The organism is Solirubrobacter ginsenosidimutans, assembly GCF_027587205.1.
Genome location: NZ_JAPDOD010000023.1, coordinates 114,178 through 139,339 on the forward strand (window position 1 = coordinate 114,178; position 25,162 = coordinate 139,339).

Sequence of the window (25,162 nt, forward strand, 5' to 3'; positions counted from 1 at the left end):
CGGGTTGCCCGTGCCGGCATGTGGGTTTTCCACGCGCGGGAGCGGCGTTCTCCCGGTCCCGTGGGCGCTCGCGCGGACGTAGCGTGGCTTGCATGCCCACCAACGTCCTCATCGCCGGCGGCGGTCCCGCGGCGCTCGAAGCCGCGCTGAGCCTGCACCGGCTCGCGGGCGAGCGCGTCGTCACGACCCTCCTGGCGCCCGACCGCGAGTTCAACTACCGCCCGCTGAGCGTGCTCGAGCCCTTCGCCGCCGGGGGCGCGATCGACTATCCGATCGCCCGGTTCGCGACCGATGCCGGGTTCGAGCATCGGCTGGGGACGCTGGCGAGCGTCGACACGGCGGCGCACACCGTGCGGACCGCCGACGGCGAGCGCATCGCTTACGACGTGCTGCTCGTAGCGGCCGGCGCCGTGCCGGTGGCGCCCGCTCGCGGGCAGACCGCGTTCGACGGCTCGCTCAACGCGGCCAAGGCGCTGCACGGCCTCGTCCAGGACATCGAGGGCGGCTACACGCAGCGCGTCACGTTCGTGGTTCCGCCGGGCGGTGCCTGGCCGCTGCCGCTGTACGAGCTCGCGCTGATGCTCGCCGAGCGCGCGTTCGAGATGGGCGTCAATCCGGAACTGCATTTCGTGACGCTCGAGGACTCGCCGCTGGCCCTGTTCGGTCCCGAGGCCTCGCGCGAGGTCGCGGAGCTGCTGGCCACGGCGGGGATCGTGATGCACACCTCGAGCAGGACGGAGCGGCTGGAGCACGGCCATCTGCACCTCGCGCCCGGTGGGGAGGAGCTCGCCGTCCAGCGCGTCGTCACCCTCCCGCGCCTGAAGGGCCCGGCGATCAGCGGTCTGCCCGCGGACGGCGACGGCTTCCTGGTCACGGACCGCTACAGCCAGGTGACCGGAGCGCCAGATGTCTACGCCGCGGGTGACGTCACGGCCTTCCCCGTCAAGCAGGGCGGACTCGCCTGCCAGCAGGCCGACGCAGCGGCGGAGCACATCGCGGCTCGCGCCGGCGCCGACCTGGAGCCGGTCCCGTTCAGCCCGGTCCTGCGGGGCATGCTGCTGACCGAACGCTGGGCGCGCTTCCTGCGCCGCGACGTGGCCGCCGACGAGTCCGCCGTCGCGGGCCGCGCGCTGTGGTGGCCGCCGGCCAAGATCGCCGGCCGCGAGCTGGCGGGCTACCTGCAGAGCCTCGACGAGGACTTCGGCCACGTCCAAGGCATCCCGGTCGAGTCCCGCGTCGTCGCCGACACGCACCCGGTCGAAGTCCTGAGCCTGCACTGATCGGCGCCGTCCGCCGGCGGAGTAGGGTGCCTTCAACACCATGTCTGCTCCGACCATCATCGCCAGCTTCGAGGACGGTCCGCTCGCGGGCGGGACGCAGGACGCCGAGGTGATCGAGGGCCGCCCGCCGAAGACGCTCGACGTCCCGGCCGACGACGGGACCACCTGCCGGTACTGCCTCGAGGGGTGGATGCAGAGCGGCAAGTCCGCTCGCTATACGTTCCTGTACCGCGTATAGCCCCCGTCGGCTGCGGGTTTCCCGCAGCCGATGAGCGCCTGACTGCTGATGTGCCGCGAGCCGTTTGGCAGTGAGATGGAGGCATGAGAAAACTCCTGCAGTACGGCGGAATCGTTGCCAGCGTCGTCCTCATCGCGTTCGGCATCGGCGCGATCTACACCGGCTTCAACGGACGTCATACGGTTCGCACGGACCTCGCCGCGGAGCAGATCGTCGGCACACCTGACTCGACCATCCCGGGTCAGCTCGTCGACACCGGCGCCAAGGCGCAGGCGTTCGCGAAGATCATGCGCCACCACACGCTCGAGGCCACCGACGGCAAGACCTACTCGCAGATGGGCCAGTACCTCGACTCCGCCGGCAAGCCGACCGACGACAAGGCCAAGGCGGCCCTCGACCCGCAGACCAAGCAGCCGGTCGCCAACCAGGCGCGCCAGATCTGGGTCACCGAGACGGCGCTCACCACCGCCCTCAACACGGCGTACTTCGCCGAGCAGGTGGCGACGTTCGCGATCGTGATGGGCTTCGCGCTGCTGCTGAGCGGCATCGGGTTCCTCGTCCTCACCCTCGGCGGCCTCGGCCGCAAGGCGGCGGCGGTCCGTACCACGCCGAAGTTCGAGCGCACGGCGGTCAAGGAGCCCGCTCCCGTCGCCTAGTCACCGCTCCGGGTCATCGCCGGCCGGCTTCTCGAAGCCGACGTCGATGACCTCGAAGCCCTTGCGCGCCTCGCTCCCGGCGTAACCGGTGTAGGCGCGCTCGTCGGCGCCGGTCAGCTCGACGCTGTCGGTGAACGGCGTGAGCAGCGCCCGCGGCCACAGGTGCCGGGCGATGACCACGTTGATCTCGGTCGCCAACACGGTCAGCAGCGCGAGCACGTAGATCCACGCGATCAGGCCGAGCACCAGCCCGAAGACGCCGTAGGCCTCCTGCGTGCCTTTCAGCGAGTGGGTGACGAAGTAGGTGCCGAGGATCTGCATCGCCTGCCACCCGACGGCGGCCACGACGGCGCCGACCAGCAGGTCGCGCGTGGCGATCTCGCTCGCCGTGAGCACGCGGAACGCGATCGTGAACAGGCCGAAGTTGGCCAGCACCGCGAGCACGATGGCGCCCATGCGCAGGGCGCCGCCGACGTCGGCGCCGTAGGCGTCCGCGCCCGTGGTGAGCGCCGCGAGCACAGTCGTCACGAGCACGCCCGCGCCGAGCACGAGCAGCAGGAGCAGGCTGCGCAGGCGCGCGACGATCGGGTTGGGGCGCCGGTGATGCGGGACCGCCCAGGCGCGGTTGAACGCGTTCTGCAGCGCTCCCGCCACGCCCAGACAGCCGTAGAGCAGCACGACGATGCCGATCGCCAGCCCGGCGCCGCTGCCGGTCAGCGAGTGGACGTTCTCGCGCAGCTGCGTGCCGACGACGGGGAATTGCGCGAGCGCGGAGTTGAAGAGGTCGGCCTGCAGGTCCGGATTGCCGTCCAGCGCGAAGCCGAGGATCGTCACGAGCAGCAGCAGCAGCGGAAACAGCGACAGGAAGCCGTAGTAGGCGATCAGCGCGGCGAGGTAGCTGCCCTGGTCGTCGAAGAACTTGTAGACGACGGCGATCGGGAAGCCGAGCCAGCGGTGCCTGCGCTGGTAGCCATCAACCGCGGCGAGGACCCGGCTCGGCATGACCTGGGTACTTAGCAGGCAGTCCGATCGCCGGCGAAGAGCGCGCCGAGCGGCGCCTCGACCCCGCGCGGGACGACGATCACGGGACACTGCGCGGCACGCGCGACGCGTCCGCTGACCCCGCCGACGAGGACGGAGCGCAGCGGGCCGTAGCCGCGCGAGCCCATCAGCAACAGCTCGAGATCGGCGGTGCGCTCGCAGAGCACTTCGGCGGGGTCGCCCGTCAACCGGTGACTGGTCGCCGTCACGTCGGCTTCGAGCCCGGCCATCAGTGCGGCGAGGCCGTGCTGGACCGAGTGTTCGAGGTCCTTGCGGATCGTGCGGAATTCCGCGCCGCGCAGCATGGCGCCGACGCCCGTGGTCGAGACGACGCCGAGCACCTCGAGCTCGGCGTCGAGTGCGCGCGCGAGATCGACGGCGCCGGTCACGGCGGCGCGCGCTTCCTCCGACGCGTCGTAGGCGAGGCCGATGCGACCCATCGGCGCCGCGGCGCGGGGGCCATGCGGAACGACGGCGACGGCACACGGCGCGCCGTGCAACAACCGCTCGCTCATGCCACCCGGGGTGGAGTCGACGACGATCAACGCGGCGAGCTCGGCCTCGGCGAGGTCGTACAGCGCGCGCGTGGGCGACGCGTGGTCGAGTGGCCGGATCGTCACGCGTCCCGGGGCGATCCCTTCGAGCCGGTCGAGCACATCGTCGCGGAGGCTCGCGCCGGCGACGATGACGTCGGCGCTGGAGGCGTTCGCGAGGCGGCCGCCGAAGGCGATCACCTCCTCGGAGCGCTCCGAGCCGTCGATGCCGATGAGGATGGTGCTCACGACGGAGTCCCTTCGTCGGTGATCTGGCGGGCCAGCCGTGCGTCCAGCACGCCGGCGAGGTCTGAGAGCAGGTCGGGAACCGGTCGGGTCGTGTCGAGCCGGACCAACGGCGCGACGGGAGCGACGAATCGCCCGCGGTGGCCGGCGAGCTCAGCGGCGACGACCGACGGCCCGGAGCCGGGATCCGCGCCGGCGACTTCGCGTGCGTGGGCGCGCTGGATCAACACGGCCGGGGGCGCCTCGCACACCACCCACTCGGCCGCCGAGGTGATCGGCGCCGCCGCGGCGAAGGCGTCGACATCGCTCGTCCGGCGGAACGTCGCGTCGACGATGACCCCGCCGTCGCGGTCGGCGGCGTCGGCCGCGCACTGCGCGAGCTCGACGTAGACCGCGCGGCTCTCCTCGTCGCCGTATGAGCTGTGCACCGCGCGCTCGTCCGGGTCGAGCCCGGCGCGACGGGTGCGGACGCGATCCGACGAGACGACGGAACGCCCGGCCGCAGCCGCCAGTGCCCCGGCAACGGTCGACTTGCCGCTGGCAGCGAGCCCGGCGACGCAGACGACGCTGGGCAGTCGCGCACACCAGGCGAAGCGCTCGGCCACGCCGATCAGCTCGACCCCGCGCATCGAGCGATCGTCTCCGGCCGTGCCCGCGAGCTGCGTCGCGCGCAGGAACTCGATCTTCGCGCGGCTGAGCGCGCGCAAGGCGCACAGGAAGGCGAGCAGCGGCTCGCTCGCCGGATCTCCGCCTCGCATGCGCGGGACGGAGAGGTTCTCGCGCGAGGTCCCGCGCTGCGCGAGCTCCGGCCCGAGCCCTTCCAACGCGGCGTGGCAGAAGCGGGCGAGCTCGGCGAGCCGTCGCGGCGGCGCGCCCACAGCGGCCAGCGTGTTGAGGGTCTCGTCGAGGCTCGACACGAGCCGCTCGGCGCGGTCCGTGGGTTCGAAGCTGTGCGAACCGGCGGCGCTCACGCCGCGACCGCCGGAGCGCGAGCGAAGAGCGCTCCGAGCGGCGCGCCGGCGCCTCGCGGGAGGACGATCACCGGGCACGCGGCGGTGCGCACGAACCGTCCGCTGACGTCGCCCACGAGCACGGACCGCAGCGGGCCGTAGCCGCGCGAGCCGACGAGCATCAGGTCGAGGTCGGCGCTGCGCTCACCGAGCTTGGCGGCCGGGTCGCCTGTGAGGCACAAGCCGACAGCAGGGAGCTCCGCGGCGACGGCGTCAAGGGCGGCTTGCGCGTCGCGCTCGACGTCTGTGCCCGAGGTTGTGTCGTCCGCGGCCGCGACGACGCCGATGATCTCGAGTCCGGCGTCAAGGGCGCGCGCGAGCTCGACCGCCGCGGTCACCGCGAGCTCGGCGCCGTCCGACGCGTCGTAGGCGACGCCGATCCGGCGCATCGGCCGGTCATGGCGGGCGCCGTACCCGTGCGGCACGACGGCGATCGCGCACGGCGACCCGTGCAGAAGCCGCTCGCCGGTGGTGCCAGGGGTGACGCGGCCGAAACGGCCCGCATGCGAGGAACCGACGACGATGATCTCCGCGTGCTCCGCCACGGCCAGGTCGTGCAGGGCGTGCGCCGGCGACTGATTCGCGACGATCCGGAGCCGCGTCCGGTCGGTGGCGATCCCGTCGAGGCGGTCACGCATGGCGCCGGCGATCCGCTCCGCCTCGTCGCCGAGCGCTTCGCGGTAGGGCGGGTTGGACCCGCGGGCCGGCAGGTCGTCATAGGGGAAAGCGCACGCCACGACCACATGAGCGTCGGTGACCGCGGCCAGGTCGCGGCCGAACGCGATCGCGTCTTCAGAACGCCCGGACGCGTCGACGCCGATCAGGATGGTGCTCATGGTGGGTCCTTGTTTCGTTGGTGCTGCCCGGCCGGTGCGGTCACCGTAGGTGCGTCGCCCGGGCGCGTCATCGGGGTGACGCACGCGGCAACCGTGCGGGTTTCCCGCACACTTGGAGGCCGTCCGCGAACGGCCCCGCGCACGTGGGCGCGTAGGGTGGGTGGATGCCCACCAGCTCGCCCACTGCCGAGATCGTCGTCGTCGGGGGTGGGATCGCGGCGCTCGAGCTGGTCCTCGCCCTCCGCGAGGCGGCGGGCGATCGCGTCCACATCACCCTTGTCGCCGCGCAACCGGACTTCGTGTTGCAGCCTGCGCTCGTCGCGGCGGTGCCCAGTCGCCACGGGGCGCATCGTCGCCCGCTGAGGGCGATCGCCGACGACCTGGGCGTGACGCTGGTCCAAGCGGCCGTCGCCTCCGTCGACCCCGTGGGGCGCCGGGTCGTCCTGCGCCGCGGGGATCCGCTGCCGTACGACAGCCTCGTGCTCGCCCACGGCGCCCAGACGGTCCCGGCGTTCGAGGGCGTGATCGCGCTCGGCGGCACGGTCGAGTCGCAGGAGCTGCGGACGCTGCGCGAGGAGATCGCCGGTGGGCGGGTGCGCAGCGTCGCGTTCGTCGCGCCCTCGCGCGCGGGCTGGCTGGTGCCGCTCTACGACGCCGCGTTGCTGGCCACCAAGAGCGGACACACGGTTCGCGTGTCGCTGATCACCCGTGAGGTCCGGCCGCTGGAAGCGTTCGGCGCCGAGGCCAGCGCGACGGTTGCCGCGGCGCTCGCGGCCGCGGGCATCGACTTCATCGCGGGCCAGACGGCCCGGGTCGTTGAGGGCGATGTGCGCGTGGCGGGCGGCTCGATCTCGGCCGATCGCATCGTCGCGCTGCCGCTCGTGCGCGGCCTGCGCATCGCCGGGATCCCGGCGGGTGGCGAGTTCGGGCTCATCCCGGTCGACCGGTTTGGCCGCGTGAAAGGGCTGGAAGACGTGTACGCCGCGGGCGACGCCACCGACTACCCGGTCAAGCACGGCAGCGTGGCCGGCCAGCAGGCCGACGCGGTCGCCGCAGCCATCGCGGCTCCCGCCGGCAGCGAGCCGTTCACGCCGGTCCTGCGCGCCACGCTGCTCGCCGGCACCGCGGCGCCGATCCCCGTCGGCGACGGCGCCGGGAACGACGAGCCGGCGCAGGTGCCGGGCCGCTACCTCGCGCCCTACCTCCGCGGCGCCGACGAGACGGTCGCGGCATGAGCGGAGCGTGAGCTTGCGCAGGGGGCATTAAGCGGTTAGGTTCGCTTGCACCCTAAGTCTCCAGAGAGGAGACAGCATGACCCTCCGGCGAAGCCTCCTGGCGCTCGCGGTGCTGGTGTTGTCCGCGTCCGCGACCGACGCTCGGGCTCAGGTGCTGCCTCCGACGCACACGGTCGCGGCCAACGTCAACGATCCGGGCATCGCCACGTCGCGCGGGTCGAATCTGATCTGGCTGAGCGCCGATCCGGCTCGGCGCGTCGGGAAGCTGCTGGTGTTCCTCCCCGGCGGCGGGGCGACCAACGTCCCGACGGACTGGACCGAGTTCGGTAGCGAGATGGCGCGGCTCGGCTACCACACGATCGTCCTGGCATACCGCAACGAGGCGCCGATCGCGGCGCTACCGCCCGCCGGATGCGGGACGGGGGTGGAGGCCAGTGAGGCGCCGCCGGACTGCGCCATCAACGCCCGGATGGAGATTCTCGACGGGCGCGGAGAGTCGAGCGTCGTCGACATCGACCGGCCGAACAGCATCGAGAACCGGCTGAACAAGGTCCTCTCCTACCTCGCCGGGGCCTTCCCGGCCGAGGGCTGGTCGCAGTTCGTCGACTCGAGCGGCGTGGAGCCGGTGCCCGTGTGGAAGAAGACCGTGATCAGCGGCGCGTCGCTCGGCGCCGGCGAGGCCGTCCTGATGGCGGCGGGGCACGAAATGGCCCGCGTGTCGCTCTTTCACGGGTGGACCGACGCCAAGCACGGGTGGGTGAAGAAGCCGGTGGCGACGCCTGCGGATCGCTACTTCGCACTGATCCACGCGCACGACGCCTTCTTCGCACGCACGTGTTACGCGTACCTCGCCCTCGAGCTGGCTCCGTCCTGCCCGCTGCCGAAGTACACGATCCCGCCGGAGCCGATCGACCGCACGAATCCATTGTTCGCCGAGAACCGCCAGCCGCCGTTCGACACCCGCCTGCTCGTGTTCAACCTGGACCCGTTCCCCAACCCCCCGAGCGTCGTGGTCGATCCGTGGCACACCAGCACGACCCGCAACGGCTGGATCGCGCGTGAGCCTGACGGCATGGCTTCGCACTTCCTGGTCAACGCGTGGCGTTCGACGGTCGGCGACAGCGACGCGGACACCCGCCTCGACGAGGTCGACAACTGCTCGAAGGTCGCCAACGACGGCCAGCTCGACAGCGACAAGGACGGGCTCGGCGACGCGTGCGACCCGGTGACGACGATCCCGGGCGGCGTGGGTGGGACCGTGCCCGCGACGCTCGCGCTCTCCGTTGTCTCACCCGTTACGTTCGGCGCGTTCACGCCCGGCCTCGCGAAGGACTACACGACGAGCACGACCGCCACGGTCATCTCCACCGCAGGCGACGCGGGGTTGAGCGTCAGCGATCCGGGCCGCCTCACCAACGGCACGTTCAGCTTGCCGTCACCGCTACAGGTGTCGTTCTCGAAGGCCGCCTGGGCGGCGCCGGTGTCCAACGACACGATCACCATCACGTTCAACCAGCACATCGGCGCCACCGACGCCCTGCGGACCGGCGCCTACTCCAAGACGCTGACCTTCACCTTGGCGACGACGATGCCGTAGCCGCATTACCTGGGACGTAATCGACAGGCGCCCCGGTGCCCGGCACGCTGCTTGGCATGACCGAGACCAAGCAGCGGCCGGCGCTGGCTCTCGCCGTGCTGATGGCCGCGACGTTCATCTTCGTCCTGGATTTCTTCATCGTCAACGTCGCGATCCCGGCGACCCAGAGCGACCTGCAGGCCTCCGACGGCGAGATCCAGCTCGTCGTCACGGGCTACGCGATCGCGCTGGCGTCGTGCCTGATCGTCGGCGCCCGCCTCGGTGACCTGATCGGCCGCCGGCGGGCGCTGATGCTCGGCCTCGCGCTGTTCACGCTCGCCTCGGCGGTGTGCGGCGTGGCGGGTGATCCGGCGGTGCTGATCGCCGGGCGGATCGTCCAGGGCCTGGGGGCGGCGCTGTTCTCCCCGCAGGTACTGGCGATCATCGGCGTCACCTACGCGGGTGAGGCGCGCGTGCGCGCGATCACGCTCTACGGCCTCGTGATGGGGTTGGCCGCGGCGAGCGGCCAGCTGATCGGCGGGCTGCTCATCCACTTCGACGTGTTCGGGCTGGACTGGCGCAGCTGCTACCTCGTGAACCTGCCCGTGGGTGCCGTCGCGCTGGCGCTCGCCCCGCGCGTGGTGCCGGAGTCGCGCGGCGCGCAACGCGACCGGCTGGACATCGGCGGGGCCGTGCTGGTGGCCGCGGCGCTGGTGGCGGTCGTCCTGCCGCTGGCCGAGGGTCGCGAGCGCGGCTGGCCGCTGTGGACGTGGGTGTCGCTGGCCGCCGCCGGCCCGCTGCTCGCCGGCTTCGTCGCCTGGCAGCGCCGGCTGGCCGCCCGCGGCGGTGCGCCGCTGCTGCCGCCCGCGCTGTTCGCCAAGCGGGCGTTCGTGGTCGGGCTGGTGAGCACGACCGTCTTCTACGCCGGCATGGCGTCGTTCTTCCTCGTCCTCGCGGTCTACCTCCAGCAGGGCCGCGGGTTGGACGCGCTGAGCTCCGGCCTGGTGTTCACGCCGCTGGCGGTCGGCTACCTGGCGGCGTCGATCGCCTCCGAGAAGCTCGTGCCGCGGCTGGGCAAGCAGGCGCTGGCGCTGGGCGGCGTCATCCGCGCGGCGAGCCTGGGCGCGCTGGCGCTGACCGTCGGCGCGATCGGGCTCGGCGGCGACACCGGCGTGCTGATCCCGGCGCTGGTGGTCGACGGGATCGGCATGGGCCTGCTGACCGCCCCGCTCGTCTCGACCGTCCTGGCGGGGATGGAGGCGCGTGACGCGGGCGCCGCCACCGGCGTCCTGTCCACCGCCACGCAGGTCGGCAACACGCTCGGCGTCGCCGTGATCGGCGCCGTGTTCTACGGCGCGCTCGGTGCCGCGGGCGACTTCGCGGGGGCATTCGAGCTGGCGGTGACCGCGATCGTCGGCGTCTCGCTGGCCGTGGCGGCGCTCGTCCAGCTGCTCCCGGGCGTGGAGCGCATGCCTGCGGGCATCGCCACGGGGGAGGCGTGACCGCCTCCCCCGCCGAGCGATGCTCTACGGCGCCGTCGTCGACAGCGTGAACGTCAGCGTCTTGCTGTACGGGCCGGTGCGCAGGGCGTCGGTGGCCCCGATCGACTGCTTGAAGTCGACCGTCTGCACCCCGTTGCTGACCGGGTTCGAGAGCGCCAGCAACGGCGTCGGGGCCGCCGAGCCGCCGACCGGCGCGAACGCCGCCGACCCCACGCGGGCCTGCAGGAGCTGCGGCAGCGAGAACGACCCGTTGACCAGATGGCCGGTCGCCACGGCGCTCGGATCGGCGACCGAGAGCAGCGCGTCACCCGCCGTGGAGATCAGCGTCGCCGTCGTGCCCGCGGTGTAGTCGTGGGCCAGGCCCGGCGTGAACGGGCCGAACGAGGCCGCCGCGCCGAGGGTGAGCGACAGCGTCGCCGGCACGGTCCCGCTGGTGTTGCCACTCGTGTTGACCGCCGGGATGACCGTGTAGGAGCGCGTGGCGGTGGTGACGTTGCCGGCCACGTCGTGCGAGGTCACGGTGAACGTGAACGTCCCCGGCGTGTCCGTCGGCAGGGTCGCGCCGTTGGCGGTCGAGCCGACGCAGTCGGCCACGCCGGACCCACCCGCCTCGTCCGCGCAGGCGAACGACACCGGCACCGGCCGGCCCTGCGTGTACACGGCCCCGTCGACCGGGTTGGCGATCGTCACCGAGGGCGGCGTCTGCTCGATCAGGAACGTCTGCGACCGCACGGCCTCGACGTTGCCCTTCATGTCGGTGCCGAACCACTTGACGGTGGTCTTGCCGGTGCTGCCGACGGTCAGCACCTCGCCGGGGCGTCGCGCGCCCTGGTTCTGGTACTGCGGGGAGTCCGCGTTGGGCGTGGAACCGTCCGTGGTGTAGCGGATCACGGCCGACTCGCCCGGCCAGGTGAACCGGTAGGCGATCGGCTGGTTGGAGACCGTGACGTTGCCCGAGTCGAGCGTCGTCACCGGCGGCGTGGCGTCCTGCGAGAACTCGTACGCGCCCTGGAGCAGGCCGTAGTTGCCCTCGGCGAATTCCATCGCCGAGTCATGGCCCTCGTTGACCAGCAGCGGGTTCGGCGTGGTGACGGTCCCGCACGTGGACCCCTGGCCGCCGTTGGTGCCGGGCCCGCCGAAGCAGGGCTGGAAGCCGACGTTCGTGCGCGTCACCGCGCCCGTGGTCTGATTGACCGAGATCCGCTGGGCGCCGGCCTCGAACGAGTAGGCGACGATGCCCTTGCGGTACCACTGATCGTCGGCCGAGTTGCCCGCGGCGGAGTACAGGACGTCCGCGATCGGGCCGGTGCGCTGCGGCAGGATCACCGTCCCGCGCGAGGAGCGGATGTGCGACAGGATCTCGTCGGCGACGTCGAAGAAGTAGTTCTCGATGCCGATGTTCGGCGCCGGCAGCGTCACGCGGCCCTGCTGGACGTAGGAGCCGGGCGCCCACATGAAGTACCCGCCGTGGGTGTGGATGTTGATCGCGAACTTGATCTTCGGGAACGTGTCCACGAGCCAGTGCTCGTTGCGGATCTCGGGCTCGGACTGCTCGAACGGCCCGGAGTAGGTCTCGTTCGTGCAGTTGGTGCTCGCGCCGGAGTAGCCGTCGAAGAGCGACCCGACGCTGTTGTTGCGGTTGAGGTCGACGCCCCAGTTGTTGCGCCCGCCGATCGCGCCGCTGGCGGCGTTGACCGGGCAGTAGTCGACGAGGTTCTTGCGCTGGACGCTCGAGTCGTAGAACGAGTAGTGCGACCCGTCCGGGTTCACCGACGGGAGGATGAAGATGTCGAGGTTGTCGACGTAGGCCTTCGTCGTCGGGTCGATCGCGTAGTTGCGCACGAGCCGCTCGGCGGTCTCGACGCAGGTGATCGGCGTCACCCACTCGCGCGCGTGCTGCTCGCAGTAGATGAACACGCCGGTCTTCGTGCCGTCGCGGTGCTTGCCGATCCGCATGACGCGCATCGGGAACGGCCCGCGCTGCACGCTCGGGGGCGCGGCGAGGAAGTCCGACAGCTGCACCTTGGCGCGCACCGGCACGATCCCCGCGCCCGCGTTGCCGGCGTAGGTGTAGGCGGTGACGAGCGCGCTCGCGGCCTCGCTGCCGTTGATCGCGGCGACCACCTGCGCCGCCGTGCTGCTCGGCGCCCCGGCGGCGTCCGTCGCCAGGTTCACCACGATGTCGTTGCCGGTGACGGTCACGCCGAGCGCCGAGCTGGGCGAGCCCGGGTGCTTGAACTCGGCGCTGATCAGGTTGCCGCCGAGATGGCCCATGGCCTTGGAGAACAGCTGCACCGCGAGCGGCTGGTTGGCGGTCGCCGGGTTGGAGCCTGACGCCGTCGTCCCGGCCATCATCGCCATCGCGGGACGCTGGTAGCCGGGCGACTTCTCCGGCAGCGGGACGATCTCGGCGATGTCCGGGAACTCGGCGGCGAGCGCGTCCAGCCGCCCGTACGCCTCGGTCGGGTCCATGTACTTGGTGATGAAGTCCTTCAGGAAGCCGCCGGCGCGCGTCGGCAGCTCGGCCCCGGCCCACTCCTTGACGGAGCTCGTGTCGACCGACCCGGTGCTGGCCGCGACGCGGACCGTGATGTCGGACGCCTTGAGGTTCGCGTCGTCGCCGCGCAGCGGCAGCAGGATGCGGTGGTACATGTACTGCCCGGCGTCGACGAGCTTGTTGCCCGTGCTGGCCGAGTCGTTGCCGTCGGGCGTGATGGCGCTGTTGTTGATGTTCACGCCGGTGCGGAAGACGCCGTCCGGGCCGGCGTAGGCCATCGTCAGCACCGGGCCGGTGGTCGGCGTCGTCGCCTTGTTGTGCGCCTCGACGTAGAGGAACTTGCCCGCGTAGTTGGTGAAGGTGTACGCGCGCATGATCACGGTCTCGCCCGGCGGCGCCACCGCACCCTTGGCCTTGCCCGCGGCCGGAGCGCCTTCGACGGCGTACTCCCGCGCCTTGCGCTCTGCCTCGTCCGTCGCCGCGATCTCGGCCTTGCGGGCCAGCCAGGTGTTGCGATCCGCGATCGTCTCGCCGATCGTGTAGCCCTCCGCGCGCAGCACGCCTTCCTCTGCGTCGTTGAGGTAGACGGCGGCCTCGGTCGGTTCGCCGACATAGCCGACGTCGTACTTGCTCTGCAGCTGGTCGATCTCGTCACGGGTGTCCGCCGTGACCATCACCAATCGCCGCCCCGCGTCGTCCGGCAGCTGCGCGAACGCCTGGCTCGCTCCCAAGGGCGACGCCAACGCCAGACCGAGCAGCGCCGTCACTCGCGCGCGCCTCGTCGTGAGACCTACTGACCCTCTCCCGACCATGAATCCCTCCGGTCATCTTGCACTCAGACCACTCTCCTGAGCGAAGCTCCCAGACTCTCTGGCGTCCCGCGAGGGGTGCGAGGTGTGGAGATGTCTCCGCAGTTGACCTACGGCTCGTAGGATCTTGCGCAATGGCGGCGATGAACCGAACGAAGACGGTGGCGACGCTCGCGCTCCTACTGCTCGCCGGATGTGGATCAGCGTCTCCGCCGCCCGCACGGTTCGACGAGCGCCGCGCCTGGTCGCTGATCGAGCTGCAGGTGGCCGCAGGCCAGCGTCCGGCCGGGTCGCGGCAGCTCCGCCGCCTGGCGGTGCGGCTACGCGACCGGATGCCCGGCGGCCGGTTCGAGGCGATCCCCGGCCAGCCGGGGCTGCGCAACGTCGTCGCCCGGCTCCCGGGACGCCGGCCGGGGATCGTCGTCGGCGCCCACTACGACACGCTCGTCAAGCCCAAGGGATTCGTCGGAGCCAACAACGGCGCGGCGGGCAGCGCGATCGTCGTGGAGCTCAGCCGGGCATTGTCCCGGATGCCGCGCCCGCGCAACGCGCGCGAGGTGACGTTCGTGCTCTTCGACGGCGAAGAGCCGCCGAGCGGCTTGCCGGAGGACGACCCCGATTTCGCCAACAGCGGGCTCCGCGGCTCGCGGGCCTACGTGCGCGCCCATCCGGATGAGACCGCCCAGATGATTCTGCTCGACTACGTGGGCAATCGCGGTCTGCGGCTCCCGCGTGAGGGGACGTCGGACGTGCCGTTGTGGAACGCATTGCGCGCGGCGGCGGGCGCCGTCGGCCAGCAGTCGGTGTTCCCCGACGAGACCGGGACCGCGATCATCGACGATCACACGCCGTTCCTCGAGACGCGGGTGCCGGCGATCGACCTGATCGACTGGAGCTACCCGGGCCACACGCTCCAGGACGGCATCGACCAGCTGTCCCCGAAGGCGATCGACGCCGTGGGTGAGAGCGTGCTGGAGCTGGTGACGCGCCTCGAGCGCGGCTAGGGACGAACGTCAACTGCGCCGGGTGGGGAGGGGGAGTGGCGCACCCTCCGGGTCCGACTGTCGTGGACCGCCTCGGTGCGCGGCTCTGTTGGGGTCGAAGTGCCGTGCTGGGATACCGACAGTTACGGGCGTGGTGCTGACACCCCGGTCCGCGCCGGGCCTTGCGGTGATCGGTTTCGGCGAGCAACGAAGTCATGCGCGTGGGGGGTGACGAACAAATGCGTCCTGTGAGGACTCATTTGTTCCTCACCCCCGCCAGCGCGCCAACTCGACCAGTGCGAACCTGATCGAAACTCGCGATCCGGCCCTCAAACGCGCACGGTCAACCACGGCGACCGGCGCGCCACTCCCCCTCCCCCACCCGGCGCAGTTGACGTTCGTCCCTCTAGGCCGCGGCGGCGGGACGGGTCACGCGCCGCGCGCGGACCGCTTCGCCCGCGAGCCACTCGATGCGCTCGTAGTGGCGGGTCCGCACGAGGTCTGGCCGCACGAGCCCGTTGCCGGCGACCGCCAGCACCGATGGCAGCTGCAGGTAGCCGCGCAGCGACTCCGGGCCGATCCTCCCGCTCGCGATGAAGCGCATCTCCGGGTAGATCGCCGCGACGGTCTCGACGAAGGCCGGCCCGCCGAGCAGGTCGACCGGGAAGAGACAGACGGTGCGGATGCCCAGCGCGTGCATCCGCCCGATCTCGCTCGGCGTCGCGACCCCGGGGAAGAACGGGAGCTCGAGCTCGCGGCATGCGTGCACGATCTCCATGTCGGTCACGGGCGCCGTCGCGAAGTGCGCGCCCGCGCGCACGGCGATCCCGGCCGCGTCGGTCGTCCGGATATTCCCGACGCCGACCAGCAGGCCATCGACGCGCCGCGCGGCCCGGATCGCGCCGCTGCGCGACTCCGCGAGCTGCAGGCACGGAACGCCGCCGCGGGAGAGGCTGGCGCCGACGGCCTCGATCTGCTCGGCATCGTCGAGCGCCGCGACGGCGACGATCCGGCTCTGAGCGAGCCGGCCGACCACGGCGGACTCGCCTATGTCCTGAACGCGATTCATCGCGCAATGATCCTACAGACCTTAGGACTTAGCTGTCGATCATTCGTCCGCAAGGCATTTGCGACCTACCTCGTGTTCCTACGGAGGTGTGGACTTAACTCCACACCTGCGACCCCTAGACCGGTGTGTGGTGAGAGACAGACGATGCCCCGATGGCAGGACTCCTCATCAACGCCCGCGTCCCGCGGCTGCGCGTCCCGGGGATCGCGGCGTTGGGCGCGGCGGTGGCGCTCTCGCCCTATGTGTGGATGGAAAGCTGGCGCGGCCTCGGCTTCTCGCCCGCGTACGTCCCCTTCCATCTCTGGTGCTGGTTGCCGTTCGTCGTGCTGGCGGCGCTCGCCGGCGGGCTCGATCGGCGTGCCGCCGCCCTGCTCGGCGCTGCGCTGGTCGCGGGGACGGTCGCCGCCGTGCAGCTCTCGCAGACGCTCGACCCCAGCGACCGCGCACTCGGCGTCGCCCTGCCCGGTCTCCTGACCCTCGGGGTCGCCGGCACCTGGGGCGTGCTGTCGCGGCGGCGTCGCAGCGTGGCGATCGGCGGCTTCGCGCTGATCGCGCTGCTGATCGCCGCAGGCCGTCTGCTGCAGGTGGGTGATCTCGCACGCGTGCAGACGTTCCTGGTGATCGGGACGTCGATCGCGGTCGAGGCGCTGCCGTTCGTGCTGCTCGGCGCGGCGGTGTCGGCGGCGATCGAGGTGTTCGTCCCCGAGCGGTGGTTTGCCGCGATCGCGCGGCTGCCTTTGCCGTTGCAGATTCCCGGCGTGGCGCTCGCGGGGTTGGCGATGCCGGTGTGCGAGTGCGGATCGGTGCCGGTCGCGCGGCGCTTGATCGTGCGGGGCGCGCATCCCGCAGCGGGGATCGCCTTCATGCTCGCCGCGCCGGTCATCAACCCGGTCGTGCTGTTCTCGACCGCGGTCGCCTATCGCGGGCGCGGGGCGCTGGAGATGGTGATCGGGCGCGCCACGCTCGGGCTGGTCGTGGCGCTTGCGGCCGGCACGCTGATCGCCCGCGGCGGCGCCGGCAAGCTGGTCGACAACGCGCGCGCCCACGATCCCGGGCACGAGCACCACCACCACGGGGATGGGCGCGCGCGGGGCTTCGTCGACCACCTCGCGGCCGATCTGCTGTTGATGGGCAGGTTCATCGTGCTCGGCGCGGCACTGGCGGCGGCGATGCAGACCGTGATCCCCCAGAGCGTCTTCACCGGCGTGCTCACCTCACCCGTGATCGGCGCGCTGCTGATGATCGTGCTCGCGTTCTTTCTCTCGCTCTGCTCGGAGGCCGACGCCTTCGTCGCGGTGTCGTTCATCCAGTTCCCGCTCGGCCCGCAACTCGCGTTCCTCGCCGCCGGGCCGGTGCTCGACACCAAGCTCGCGCTGCTCTACGGCGGCACGTTCGGACGGGCGTTCGTGCTCAAGCTCGCGCTCGTGGTGGTGCCCGTCGTCGTGGCGGGCTCGATGGTCTTTCAGGCGGTGGCGGGATGAACTGGGACTGGACACGTGTGGTCCGCGGGCTCGCGCTCGCGACCTGGGGCGCCTTCTTCGCCTACCTCTGGATCAGCGGGCGGGCGACGACCTACATCGGCCCCAAGACCGCGTGGGTGGTGACCCTCGGCGCGCTCACCCTGCCGCTCGTCGCGGTCGCGTACCTCTGGGGCGCGCGCAGCCACCCGCGAGCCGCTTCAGCCCGTGAGGTCGGGGCGAACGGCCTGCTGATCGCCCCGATCCTGCTCGCCCTGATGGTCCCCGCGCCCTCACTCGGCGCGCTCGCGGTCAAGAACAAGCGCACCAAGAACCCGCCCGCGCCGATCGACGCCCCGGTCGACGGCGAGATCCGCCTCTACGAGATCGCCTGGGCGGCCGACTCGGCCAAGTACGCCGCGGCCAACGACCTCGCGACCGGCAAGGCGGTCGATTTTGTCGGCTTCGTGTCCCGCGACAAGCTTCCCGGCGGCCAGCTCGAGCTCTCGCGGTTCTTCGTCAGCTGCTGCGCGGCGGATGCGACGGCCTACAGCGTGAAGATCACGCCGCCCGCCGGCGAGCCGCCCACCCCGGTCGACGCCTGGGTTCGCGTCCGCGGGACGCTGGCGGGACAGCCCGGTTCAACGCTCAGCGTCGCCGCGACGGCCCTCGACAAGGTCTCCGAGCCCAGCAATCCCTACAACTAGTAGGTATCGTCCGCGGCCGGTCTGGCCGAACGTTCGACCTACACGCTGTGAGACGTCGAGCACGCATGACCGTGCTCGTGGGAGCGGTGGTAGCCCGCGTGCGCGACGAACGGGAGCGCGATGGCGCTTGCCGCGACCAACGCCGCCATGACCGGGGCGAGCGCGATCAGCCCCAGATGCGCCGGTTGCGCGCCGGCCTCGAGCAACAGCCGGGCGCGGCGGACCACCACGCCGCCGCCGAGGGCCAGCATCGCCGGCGCGGTGGACCCGCGCGCGGCCTTGAAGATCGCCGACGCCAGCACGGCCGGGTCGTGGCTGCGCTCGAGCGCGTAGCGATCCGCATCGCGCTCGAGCGAGAACAGCAGCTCGCGCGCCGCCGCACGCGTGCCCGGCAGGAAGCGCGCGACCGCGCGGGCCAGCTCACCGGCGACGAGCAGATACCGGTGGCGGAGCGCGATATGGCCTTGCTCGTGGGCCAGGCTGGCGAGGAGCTCGTCGTCGTCGAGCTCGACGAGCGCGCCGGCCGAGATCACGACCTTGGGGCGTCGCAGGCCCGCAACCGCGACGAGCATCGCGCCATCGGCCACCACGAGGCTGCCATCCGGCCCTGGCCCGACGACCGACGTGCGCAGCAGCGTCTGGACGCGCCGCGACGCGCGCCACAGCCCGGCCATCACTCCGCACAACGACGCCGCGAGGGTCAGGGCGGGAAGCGCGAGCACGAAGTCGGCGGCGTCGTGGCCGCTGAGCGCGGTCGAGCCCGCGACGCACCAGCTCTCCAGCGGCGTGACCAGCCCGGTGACGGGGAGATACAGCTCGGCCGCGACGGCCGCCGCCAGGCACGCCATCGCGCGCAGCAGCAGGACGCTCAGCCAGATCGCGGCCGCAAAGCCCGCTGGAGTCCGTTCCAGCCGCAACAGATGCGGAAGGCCGATCGCCGCGAGAACGACGACTCCGGCCGCGACGCCGATCACTTGTCGCGGGCCTCGCGTGCCAGCTGCTCGAGCTCGGACAGCTCTTCGGGACGGAGGCCGCTGATGATGCTGGCGAGCGCGGCCTGGCGCGCGCCGCTCGACGCCCCGGACAGCGTCCTGCGGATGCTGCCCGAGAGATACTCGGCCTCGCTCACCCGCGGCTTGTAAACGAACCCGCGACCCTCGCGGACCCGCTCGAGCAAGCCGCGCTCGGCGAGGCGGTTCAGCACGGTCTGGACGGTGTTGTACGCGCCTTGGTAGCGCGACGGGAGCTCTTCGCGGACCTGCTCGACGGTGCCGGCGTTGAGCCGCCAGATCGCCGCCATCACCTGACCCTGGAGCTCACCTTGGATCGACTGGGAATCGGCCACCTCGGCAGTATGCCACCGAAAGGGTCGAATTCCTACAGCCTGTCGAAGCTCATGAGCGCGACGCATTCGGGGCTTGATACCTACAAGATGTAGGAGTAAGATCGCCGTACGTTCACGACGTCTTAGACCCCGTCTTGAGCGTGGAAACCCCCGTCTGGGCCGCGCCTGCGGGCGCGGCCCAACCCCGCTGCCACGACGGAAGCCACCACGAGCAGCCCGGCGATCGCCGCGCCCGCCGAGACCCCCGCGTAGTAGGAGAGGTAGAGGCCGCCGATGCCCGCGCCGACGCCGATGGCGCACGCGGTGACGATCATCGGCGCGACCCGGCGTGCAACGGTCCGCGCGGCGGCCGCCGGCCCGATCAGCGCCGCCACGACGAGCAGGTTGCCCAAGCCCTGGACACCGACCAGGACCGCTCCCGCGAGCAGGATGAAGAGCGCCAGCTCGACGCCCAGCGGGTCGACGCCGAGACCGCGGGCGCCGAGCCGGTCGAAGCCGACGGCGAGCAGCCGCCAGTGCACCAGCCACATCCCCGCGAGCACGGCGGCCGCGAGCGCTCCGGCGAGGGCGAGGTCGGAGGTGCTCGAGGCCAGCACGTCGCCGAACAGCAGGCCCTGGAGCCCTGGCGGCGAGGCGGGCGAGAGCGCCAGGAGCGCGCCCACGCCGAAGAGCGTCGTGATCACCACGGCGACGGCGTTGTCGGCGCCGATGCCTCGCACCCGCCCGGCGAGCACGATCAGCACGCCGGCCAGCGCGAGCCCGGCCGCGCCGCCGAGCACCAGCGGGACGCCCACCAGCGCCGCCACCGCCAGCCCGGGGAACATCGCGTGCGCCAGCGACTCGGCGCTGTAGGAGAGCCCGTAGAGCACGATCCACACGCCGAGCGCGCCGCAGGCGACGCCGACCAGGACCATCTCGATCAGCGCTTCGCGCAGGATCGGTTCGCGCCAGGGGTCCAGAAGCGCGTCAAGCATGCGCGGCGACGGCGAACGTGCCGCCGGATGGGAGCCGGACCAGCGCGTGGCCGTACGTCGCGCGCAGCACGTCCTCGGTCAGCGTGTCCGCGGGCGGTCCGAAGGCCACGCGGCGTCCGTTCAAGCACAGCACGGCATCCCACGCGAGCGTCTGCCCGACGTCGTGCGTGGCTACGAGCACCGCGCGGCCCTCGGTGGCGAGCAGGTCGATCAGTCCCATCAGCCGCGCGGCGCTGGGCGCGTCCATGCCCGTGAACGGCTCGTCGAAGAGCACGACGTCCGCGTCCTGCAGCAGGGCGCGGGCGACGAGCACCCGCTGGCGCTGGCCGCCTGACAGCTCGCCGAACGTCACGCGGGCGTGCTCGGCGAGGCTGACGCGTTCGAGCACGGCGAGCGCCTCCCCACGGTCGGCCCGTCCCGGGCGGCGCCACCACGGGCCGCGCCCGATCACGCCCATCAGCACGACGTCGAGGGCGGAGACGGGATAGTCCAGGCGCGAGCGTTCGGTCTGCGGGACCGTGCCGCAGCGCCCGCGCACGGACAGCACGCCGCGACGCGGGGCGAGCTCGCCGAGTACAGCGCGCATCAGCGTCGTCTTGCCGCCGCCGTTGGGCCCGAGGATGCCGACCCGCTGACCGCGGGCGACGGCCAGCGTCACGTCCTCGAGCACGAGCGGGCCGCCGCGGTAGCCGACGGCCATGCCGCGCGCCTCGATCAGAGGCCGCTGATCGAGCATCCCCGCTGCTCTCCGGTGAAGCCCTTGACCATCGCGTTCGCGTTGGCCGCCTCCATCTTCAGGTATGTGTCGCCGTCGGAGCCTTCGGGTCCGAGCGTGTCGCCGTAGAGCACGTAGTCGGCCTTGGCCCCGGTCTCCCGCGCCAGCGTCTTCGCGAGCGCCGGGTTGATCGAGCTCTCCGGGAACACCGCCTTGACGTGCTCGCGCCGCACGAGCGCCGCGAGCTTGGCAACCTCGCCGGCCGACGGCTGCGCCTGCGTCGACTGCGACGGGATGACCGCGCCGACGACGGTGATGCCGTAGCGCTTGGTGAAGTAGTTGAAGGCGTCGTGGCTGGTGACCAGCTTGCGCTCGGCGGCCGGCACCTGGTTCATGCACTCAGCGATCCCCGCGTCGAGCGCCTTGAGCTTGCTCAGGTAGGCGTCGGCGTTGGCCTTGTAGACCTGCGCGTTGCCGGGCGCGACCCTGGTGAGCTCGTCGCGGATCGCGGTCACCGCGGCCTCGACGTTGCGCGGGTCGTGCCACCAGTGCGGATCGAACTCGCCCTCCTCCGCTTGGCCGGGGAGCTTGAACGGCGTGTGGTCGGGGGCGATCGTCAGCACCGCGGGGCTGCCACCGGCCTGCTTGACGACGTCACCCATCCAGTGATCGAGCAGGTTGCCGGACTCGACCACGAGCTTCGCCCCGGCCGTGGCCTGCACGTCGGCGGGGCGTGGCTCGTACTCGTGCGGGTCGCTGTTGGGCTGCAGGAGCTGATGGATCTGCGCGTCCGTGCCGGCGACCTCGCGGACGATGTCGCCGAGCTGGGTCGTCGTGACGGCCACGAGCGGACGCTCCTTGGCGGCTCCGGGCGGGTCCTCGCTGCCGCACGCCGCGAGGGCGAGCCCGAGCAGCAGGGTGGTGAGGGCGATGCGGGTATTCATTGGCGTCCTTTCCAGAGGGCCGAAAGCAAGAAGACCGCGCCGGCGAGCGTCGCGATCGTCGCCCCGGGCGGGGCGTTGGTACGCAGGGAGAGCCAGACGCCGGCGACGCCTTCGACCGCCGCGAGCGCGACCGTCGCGAGCTGCCAGGGCAGGACGCGCCGCACCCACAGACGCGTGGTCACGGCGGGCACGACGAGCAGCGCGGTGGCCAGCAGCGCGCCGACCGCGGCCAGTGCGGCCACGGCCGCGAAGCCGACGAGCGCCAGCAGGGCCAGATCGGCCGGACGGGGACGTGCCCCGAGGGCCTTTGCGGCCGTCGGATCGAAGCCGGCGGCCAACCACCGCGGCCCGAGGGTGAACGTCCCGAGCACCGCGGCGGCCGATGCCACACCCGCGCTGACGAGATCCCGGCCCGTGATCGAGAGCAGGCTGCCGAACAGCAGCGTGTCGACCTCCGACCCGGAGTGGAACACGTCGGAGGCGAGGACGACGCCGACGACCAGCGCCGCGACCAGCGCCAGGGCCGTCAGGACGTCATAGCCGGGGCGCCGCTGTGTCGACAGGCCGCCGACGCCGAGCGCGACCAGCGCGCCGCTGCCGAGGGCACCGGCGAACGGCGCGAAGCCGAGGCCGGCGGCCAGCACGACGCCCGGGAACGCGGCGGCGGCGACCGCATGCGAATAGAACGCGAGGCCGCGCATCACGATCCACGTGCCGAGCACCCCTGCGGCGACGCTCAGCAGCAGCACTTCGGCGAGGCCGCGCTGAACGTAGGGATACACCGTGTTGAGACTCATTCTCAACAGAGTATCGGCGATGTCCTACACCGTGTCGGATTACGCGCCCTTTCCTACTGCCACGCGCATGGTCCGGCGAGACCGTCCGGGGGGTCTATCCTGTAGGTAAGCGCTCGGGCCCTCCGCTCCTTCCACCTCTGCGCGCTCCATCGCTTGAAGGGGCGAGGAAAGCAGGACACTGTGCGTCCGATCCGAGCCACCCGAAGCGCGCCCGCGCCGCCCCGCGGCTTCTCGGCGGCGACGATGGACGAGCTGTTGCGCGCGCTCCGCGCTCGCGCGCTGGAGCACCCCGAGAGCCCAGGGCTGGTCGCCAGCTGGCCGGGCGTGATCGCGGAGCGAATGCCCGCGGCCTGCGCTGAGCTGCGCCGCCGGGGACACCCGGTGCGCGAAGTCGCCCTCGCTCCCGAGGGAACGGACTCGCGGCGACGGTGGACCGTGGACGGCGCGGGCGAGGGCACGATGGTGGTTCGCGTGATCGCCGAGCCGAGCGCGGTGCCGCTCATCCGCGCGACCGTGACCGGCTTCGCGGAAGCCGAAGGGGCGCCGGAGCAGGTGCGCTCCTCGCTGGCGCTCGCCGTGACGGAGGCCTGCTCGAACGTGGTGATGCACGCCTACCTCGACGCCGACGCCCCCGGATGGCTCGAGGTGCGGGCCCGCCGAGCGAACGCGATGCTCGTGGTCGAGGTCGACGACGAGGGGCGGGGCCTGCTCCCGCGCCACGACTCGCCTGGCCTCGGGCTCGGTCTGCCGCTCATCGCCCAGGTGACCGACGTCCTGGAGATCGTGTCCCGCCTGTCGCGCCCCGGTCTCCTTCTGCGGATGCAATTCAAGCTCGCCGGTGCGCCGGAGAACGATCGAACAGGAGCATGACCATGCACGGCAAGAAGCTTTCCGACGACGACGAGATCCGCCGGGTCGTTGCGCGCCTGGCGCGCCCGCATCGGTCGGGCGGCTCGGTGATCGAACGCTCGGCGATCCTCGCCGAGGGCACTGGAAGCGCGGCGATCTTCCGGTGGATCACCGACCATGAGGGCACGGCGGAGCTCGCCGCCCCGGCCGCACCGCCGCGCGGGCTGCACGGGTCCGGGTTCGGAGGCGGAGTCACACCGTCCCGTGGCCCGGCGCGATACGTGCTGCCGACTGGCGCGCTCGTGCCCTGAACCTCGGCTACGGCTGCGGGGTTTTCCCGCCCGACGGACGGGCGTTCACCCGATGGCGGCGGTCGCACCGGCGCGTACCGTCGGGTCATGAACGCGAAGCCGTCCCCTGCCGCGCCCGACGTGGTTCTCGCGGCCGTGGACCTCTACTGGATCCCGCTGGGCGCCGGTGGTCACTCGGTGCGCTTCAACGGACAGGTCTTCGAGGCCATCGACGCGGCGCGGCGACGCCGCCGGCGTCGTGATCTCTACCACGCCGCGATCGTCGTGCAACTCGACGGCGATCGCTACACGATCGAAGTCGCACCGTCGCCGGACGCCGACAGCGCGAGTCGCGGCGTCGTCGGCACCGGGGCCGTCGGCAGCCGGCACCTCGGTGCGTTGCGGGTGTTTCGCTACGAGATCCGCCGTTGGCGCAACGGATCCATCCCGGACCTCGGCGCGGCGGTCGGCGGGCCGCGACGGCTGACGACGGATCCGGAGGTCGCTCGTCGCCTGCTCGGCCTCGTCGCCGAGGTTCCGCGGCCGGTATGGGGCCGCGACGAGCTGAAGGCCGGCGAGATGTGGAACTCCAACTCGGTCGGCGCCTGGCTGATCTCCTCCGCGGGACTGGCGGCCGATGGGCTTCGGCCACCACCCCGGGGACGAGCACCTGGCTGGCACGCAGGACTCGAGGTGGCTCGGCGCGATCGGACCCACGCGCGTAGATCACAGTCGCGGGCGGCGGGACTAATACGGATGGCGCCACCGGGCCAGTGTGAGAGCGTCGCGGCACGTGCCACCCGCAGTTCCTCTGACGCCCCGCAACGACAGGACCTGGCATGACCCCGATTTCCTCGTCGCCGTACCCGGTGCGGCTCGACGGCGACCTCCACGCCGACCTCAGTCGCTGGCGCTGGCTGGTGAAGTGGCTGCTCGTGATCCCGCACGTGATCGTGCTCGCGTTCCTGTGGGTCGCGTTCATCGTGCTGTGGGTGGTCGCGCTCGTCGCGATCCTCTTCACGGGCCGGTACCCGCGGGCGATCTTCGACTTCAACCTCGGCGTGCTGCGCTGGTCGTGGCGCGTGGGCTTCTACTCCTACAGCGCGTTGGGCACGGATCGCTATCCACCGTTCACGCTCGCTGACGTGCCCGACTATCCGGCGCGTCTGGAGGTCGAGTATCCGCAGTCGCTCTCGCGCGGCCTCGCGCTCGTGAAGTGGTGGCTGCTCGCGCTGCCGCAGTACTTCATCGTCGCCATCTTCGCGGGTGGTGCCTGGGCCGGCTTCAACGCCTCCAGCGACAACTCGATGTGGACGTCCGGTGGCGGCCTCATCGGTCTTCTGGTCTGCATCGCCGGCGTCTTCCTGCTCTTCACGGGCCGGTACCCGCGGGCGATCTTCGACTTCGTCATGGGCATGAACCGGTGGGTGTTCCGCGTCGCCGCCTACGCCGCGCTGATGACGGACACGTACCCGCCGTTCCGGCTCGACATGGGCGACCACGAGCCGGAGTCCGAGACGCTGCCGGCCGACCCGCTTCCGCCGCGGCCTGCCACCGGGCTCACGTAGCCGGC

The 25,162-nt window shown here is 71.9% G+C and carries 25 protein-coding genes; 13 read left to right on the forward strand and 12 right to left on the reverse strand.

The window, feature by feature from the left end:
- Positions 1–92: 92 nt before the first annotated feature.
- From OM076_RS23310 to OM076_RS23320, 3 genes are all read left to right on the forward strand, one after another.
- Positions 93–1,280, forward strand: coding sequence for an NAD(P)/FAD-dependent oxidoreductase (locus tag OM076_RS23310; protein ID WP_270042482.1), 1,188 nt, complete (start codon positions 93–95; stop codon positions 1,278–1,280).
- Positions 1,281–1,320: 40 nt separating this feature from the next.
- Positions 1,321–1,518 (forward strand): hypothetical protein, encoded by a 198-nt coding sequence (locus OM076_RS23315; RefSeq protein ID WP_270042483.1) that lies wholly within the window; start codon positions 1,321–1,323, stop codon positions 1,516–1,518.
- An 83-nt stretch (positions 1,519–1,601) separates the two neighbouring features.
- Complete coding sequence (locus OM076_RS23320; RefSeq protein ID WP_270042485.1) at positions 1,602–2,174, forward strand: hypothetical protein; 573 nt, start codon at positions 1,602–1,604, stop codon at positions 2,172–2,174.
- On the opposite strand, the gene OM076_RS23325 is transcribed toward OM076_RS23320, so the two are convergent.
- The 4 genes from OM076_RS23325 to OM076_RS23340 are packed head-to-tail and all read right to left on the reverse strand — an operon-like array spanning position 2,175 to position 5,840.
- Positions 2,175–3,176 (reverse strand): YihY/virulence factor BrkB family protein, encoded by a 1,002-nt coding sequence (locus OM076_RS23325; protein ID WP_270042486.1) that lies wholly within the window; start codon positions 3,174–3,176, stop codon positions 2,175–2,177. It lies immediately after the preceding gene.
- Positions 3,177–3,187: 11 nt separating this feature from the next.
- Positions 3,188–3,997 carry a universal stress protein gene (locus OM076_RS46265; RefSeq protein WP_270042487.1) on the reverse strand — a complete coding sequence of 270 codons (810 nt, stop codon included), beginning with the start codon at positions 3,995–3,997 and terminating at the stop codon, positions 3,188–3,190.
- Positions 3,994–4,965, reverse strand: coding sequence for a P-loop nucleotide/nucleoside kinase family protein (locus tag OM076_RS46270; protein ID WP_270042488.1), 972 nt, complete (start codon positions 4,963–4,965; stop codon positions 3,994–3,996). Before OM076_RS46270 ends, OM076_RS46265 begins: the two co-directional genes overlap by 4 nt.
- Positions 4,962–5,840, reverse strand: a complete 879-nt coding sequence (locus OM076_RS23340; protein WP_270042489.1) for a universal stress protein — start codon at positions 5,838–5,840, stop codon at positions 4,962–4,964. Before OM076_RS23340 ends, OM076_RS46270 begins: the two co-directional genes overlap by 4 nt.
- Positions 5,841–6,004: 164 nt before the next feature.
- Between OM076_RS23340 and OM076_RS23345 the strand changes: the two genes are divergently transcribed.
- The 3 genes from OM076_RS23345 to OM076_RS23355 all read left to right on the forward strand — a co-directional run bounded on the left by OM076_RS23345 (position 6,005) and on the right by OM076_RS23355 (position 10,153).
- Positions 6,005–7,075 carry an FAD-dependent oxidoreductase gene (locus tag OM076_RS23345; protein ID WP_270042490.1) on the forward strand — a complete coding sequence of 357 codons (1,071 nt, stop codon included), beginning with the start codon at positions 6,005–6,007 and terminating at the stop codon, positions 7,073–7,075.
- 76 nt (positions 7,076–7,151) lie between these two features.
- Positions 7,152–8,672 carry a BPSS1187 family protein gene (locus OM076_RS23350; RefSeq protein ID WP_270042491.1) on the forward strand — a complete coding sequence of 507 codons (1,521 nt, stop codon included), beginning with the start codon at positions 7,152–7,154 and terminating at the stop codon, positions 8,670–8,672.
- A gap of 56 nt (positions 8,673–8,728) precedes the next feature.
- Positions 8,729–10,153 (forward strand): MFS transporter, encoded by a 1,425-nt coding sequence (locus OM076_RS23355; protein WP_270042492.1) that lies wholly within the window; start codon positions 8,729–8,731, stop codon positions 10,151–10,153.
- A 24-nt stretch (positions 10,154–10,177) separates the two neighbouring features.
- Here OM076_RS23355 and OM076_RS23360 read toward each other — a convergent pair whose 3' ends face one another.
- Complete coding sequence (locus OM076_RS23360) at positions 10,178–13,417, reverse strand: M14 family zinc carboxypeptidase (RefSeq protein WP_270042493.1); 3,240 nt, start codon at positions 13,415–13,417, stop codon at positions 10,178–10,180.
- A 185-nt stretch (positions 13,418–13,602) separates the two neighbouring features.
- On the opposite strand from OM076_RS23360, the gene OM076_RS23365 reads away from it, so the two are divergent.
- Positions 13,603–14,463 (forward strand): M28 family metallopeptidase, encoded by an 861-nt coding sequence (locus OM076_RS23365; protein WP_270042494.1) that lies wholly within the window; start codon positions 13,603–13,605, stop codon positions 14,461–14,463.
- 385 nt (positions 14,464–14,848) lie between these two features.
- Here the strand turns inward: OM076_RS23365 and OM076_RS23370 are convergent, their stop codons facing one another.
- On the reverse strand, positions 14,849–15,511 hold the full coding sequence (locus tag OM076_RS23370; RefSeq protein ID WP_270042495.1) for a bifunctional 4-hydroxy-2-oxoglutarate aldolase/2-dehydro-3-deoxy-phosphogluconate aldolase: 663 nt from the start codon (positions 15,509–15,511) through the stop codon (positions 14,849–14,851).
- A gap of 152 nt (positions 15,512–15,663) precedes the next feature.
- On the opposite strand from OM076_RS23370, the gene OM076_RS23375 reads away from it, so the two are divergent.
- Both OM076_RS23375 and OM076_RS23380 read left to right on the forward strand, forming a co-directional pair.
- Entirely contained in the window at positions 15,664–16,992 is a 1,329-nt protein-coding gene (locus tag OM076_RS23375; protein ID WP_270042496.1) for a permease, read from the forward strand.
- Complete coding sequence (locus OM076_RS23380) at positions 16,989–17,675, forward strand: TIGR03943 family putative permease subunit (RefSeq protein ID WP_270042497.1); 687 nt, start codon at positions 16,989–16,991, stop codon at positions 17,673–17,675. Before OM076_RS23375 ends, OM076_RS23380 begins: the two co-directional genes overlap by 4 nt.
- 38 nt (positions 17,676–17,713) lie before the next feature.
- Here the strand turns inward: OM076_RS23380 and OM076_RS46275 are convergent, their stop codons facing one another.
- The 6 genes from OM076_RS46275 to OM076_RS23410 all read right to left on the reverse strand — a co-directional run bounded on the left by OM076_RS46275 (position 17,714) and on the right by OM076_RS23410 (position 22,450).
- The gene (locus OM076_RS46275) at positions 17,714–18,649 is read right to left on the reverse strand and encodes a M56 family metallopeptidase (RefSeq protein WP_270042498.1); all 936 of its coding nucleotides are present in this window, start codon (positions 18,647–18,649) and stop codon (positions 17,714–17,716) included.
- A complete protein-coding gene (locus OM076_RS23390) occupies positions 18,646–19,020 on the reverse strand; it encodes a BlaI/MecI/CopY family transcriptional regulator (protein WP_270042499.1) in 375 nt (124 codons plus the stop codon). The genes OM076_RS46275 and OM076_RS23390 overlap by 4 nt, the downstream gene beginning before the upstream one ends.
- Positions 19,021–19,142: 122 nt before the next feature.
- Complete coding sequence (locus OM076_RS23395; RefSeq protein ID WP_270042500.1) at positions 19,143–19,994, reverse strand: metal ABC transporter permease; 852 nt, start codon at positions 19,992–19,994, stop codon at positions 19,143–19,145.
- Positions 19,987–20,694, reverse strand: coding sequence for a metal ABC transporter ATP-binding protein (locus OM076_RS23400; protein WP_270042501.1), 708 nt, complete (start codon positions 20,692–20,694; stop codon positions 19,987–19,989). The genes OM076_RS23395 and OM076_RS23400 overlap by 8 nt, the downstream gene beginning before the upstream one ends.
- Positions 20,695–20,708: 14 nt before the next feature.
- Entirely contained in the window at positions 20,709–21,653 is a 945-nt protein-coding gene (locus OM076_RS23405; RefSeq protein ID WP_270042502.1) for a metal ABC transporter substrate-binding protein, read from the reverse strand.
- On the reverse strand, positions 21,650–22,450 hold the full coding sequence (locus OM076_RS23410) for a metal ABC transporter permease (RefSeq protein WP_270042503.1): 801 nt from the start codon (positions 22,448–22,450) through the stop codon (positions 21,650–21,652). The genes OM076_RS23405 and OM076_RS23410 overlap by 4 nt, the downstream gene beginning before the upstream one ends.
- 180 nt (positions 22,451–22,630) lie before the next feature.
- Between OM076_RS23410 and OM076_RS46280 the strand changes: the two genes are divergently transcribed.
- The 4 genes from OM076_RS46280 (at position 22,631) to OM076_RS23430 (ending at position 25,157) form a co-directional block, all read left to right on the forward strand.
- Positions 22,631–23,320: an ATP-binding protein gene (locus OM076_RS46280; protein ID WP_270042504.1), complete on the forward strand. Its 690-nt coding sequence runs from the start codon at positions 22,631–22,633 to the stop codon at positions 23,318–23,320.
- 2 nt (positions 23,321–23,322) lie between these two features.
- Positions 23,323–23,610, forward strand: coding sequence for a hypothetical protein (locus OM076_RS23420; RefSeq protein WP_270042506.1), 288 nt, complete (start codon positions 23,323–23,325; stop codon positions 23,608–23,610).
- An 87-nt stretch (positions 23,611–23,697) separates the two neighbouring features.
- Positions 23,698–24,432, forward strand: coding sequence for a hypothetical protein (locus tag OM076_RS23425; protein ID WP_270042507.1), 735 nt, complete (start codon positions 23,698–23,700; stop codon positions 24,430–24,432).
- Complete coding sequence (locus OM076_RS23430; protein WP_270042508.1) at positions 24,429–25,157, forward strand: DUF4389 domain-containing protein; 729 nt, start codon at positions 24,429–24,431, stop codon at positions 25,155–25,157. The genes OM076_RS23425 and OM076_RS23430 overlap by 4 nt, the downstream gene beginning before the upstream one ends.
- Positions 25,158–25,162 lie beyond the last annotated feature (5 nt).

Excerpts from the sequence above, each read along its gene's own strand:
- OM076_RS23370 (WP_270042495.1), bottom strand. The coding sequence starts at position 15,511 with ATGAATCGCGTTCAGGACATAGGCGAGTCCGCCGTGGTCGGCCGGCTC.
- OM076_RS23400 (WP_270042501.1), bottom strand. The coding sequence starts at position 20,694 with ATGGCCGTCGGCTACCGCGGCGGCCCGCTCGTGCTCGAGGACGTGACG.
- OM076_RS23325 (WP_270042486.1), bottom strand. The coding sequence starts at position 3,176 with ATGCCGAGCCGGGTCCTCGCCGCGGTTGATGGCTACCAGCGCAGGCAC.
- OM076_RS23365 (WP_270042494.1), top strand. The coding sequence starts at position 13,603 with ATGAACCGAACGAAGACGGTGGCGACGCTCGCGCTCCTACTGCTCGCC.
- OM076_RS23395 (WP_270042500.1), bottom strand. The coding sequence starts at position 19,994 with ATGCTTGACGCGCTTCTGGACCCCTGGCGCGAACCGATCCTGCGCGAA.
- OM076_RS23310 (WP_270042482.1), top strand. The coding sequence starts at position 93 with ATGCCCACCAACGTCCTCATCGCCGGCGGCGGTCCCGCGGCGCTCGAA.
- OM076_RS23350 (WP_270042491.1), top strand. The coding sequence starts at position 7,152 with ATGACCCTCCGGCGAAGCCTCCTGGCGCTCGCGGTGCTGGTGTTGTCC.
- OM076_RS23340 (WP_270042489.1), bottom strand. The coding sequence starts at position 5,840 with ATGAGCACCATCCTGATCGGCGTCGACGCGTCCGGGCGTTCTGAAGAC.
- OM076_RS23420 (WP_270042506.1), top strand. The coding sequence starts at position 23,323 with ATGCACGGCAAGAAGCTTTCCGACGACGACGAGATCCGCCGGGTCGTT.
- OM076_RS23410 (WP_270042503.1), bottom strand. The coding sequence starts at position 22,450 with ATGAGTCTCAACACGGTGTATCCCTACGTTCAGCGCGGCCTCGCCGAA.
- OM076_RS23320 (WP_270042485.1), top strand. The coding sequence starts at position 1,602 with ATGAGAAAACTCCTGCAGTACGGCGGAATCGTTGCCAGCGTCGTCCTC.
- OM076_RS23315 (WP_270042483.1), top strand. The coding sequence starts at position 1,321 with ATGTCTGCTCCGACCATCATCGCCAGCTTCGAGGACGGTCCGCTCGCG.
- OM076_RS23375 (WP_270042496.1), top strand. The coding sequence starts at position 15,664 with ATGGCAGGACTCCTCATCAACGCCCGCGTCCCGCGGCTGCGCGTCCCG.
- OM076_RS23430 (WP_270042508.1), top strand. The coding sequence starts at position 24,429 with ATGACCCCGATTTCCTCGTCGCCGTACCCGGTGCGGCTCGACGGCGAC.
- OM076_RS23345 (WP_270042490.1), top strand. The coding sequence starts at position 6,005 with ATGCCCACCAGCTCGCCCACTGCCGAGATCGTCGTCGTCGGGGGTGGG.
- OM076_RS23425 (WP_270042507.1), top strand. The coding sequence starts at position 23,698 with ATGAACGCGAAGCCGTCCCCTGCCGCGCCCGACGTGGTTCTCGCGGCC.
- OM076_RS23355 (WP_270042492.1), top strand. The coding sequence starts at position 8,729 with ATGACCGAGACCAAGCAGCGGCCGGCGCTGGCTCTCGCCGTGCTGATG.
- OM076_RS23405 (WP_270042502.1), bottom strand. The coding sequence starts at position 21,653 with ATGAATACCCGCATCGCCCTCACCACCCTGCTGCTCGGGCTCGCCCTC.
- OM076_RS23380 (WP_270042497.1), top strand. The coding sequence starts at position 16,989 with ATGAACTGGGACTGGACACGTGTGGTCCGCGGGCTCGCGCTCGCGACC.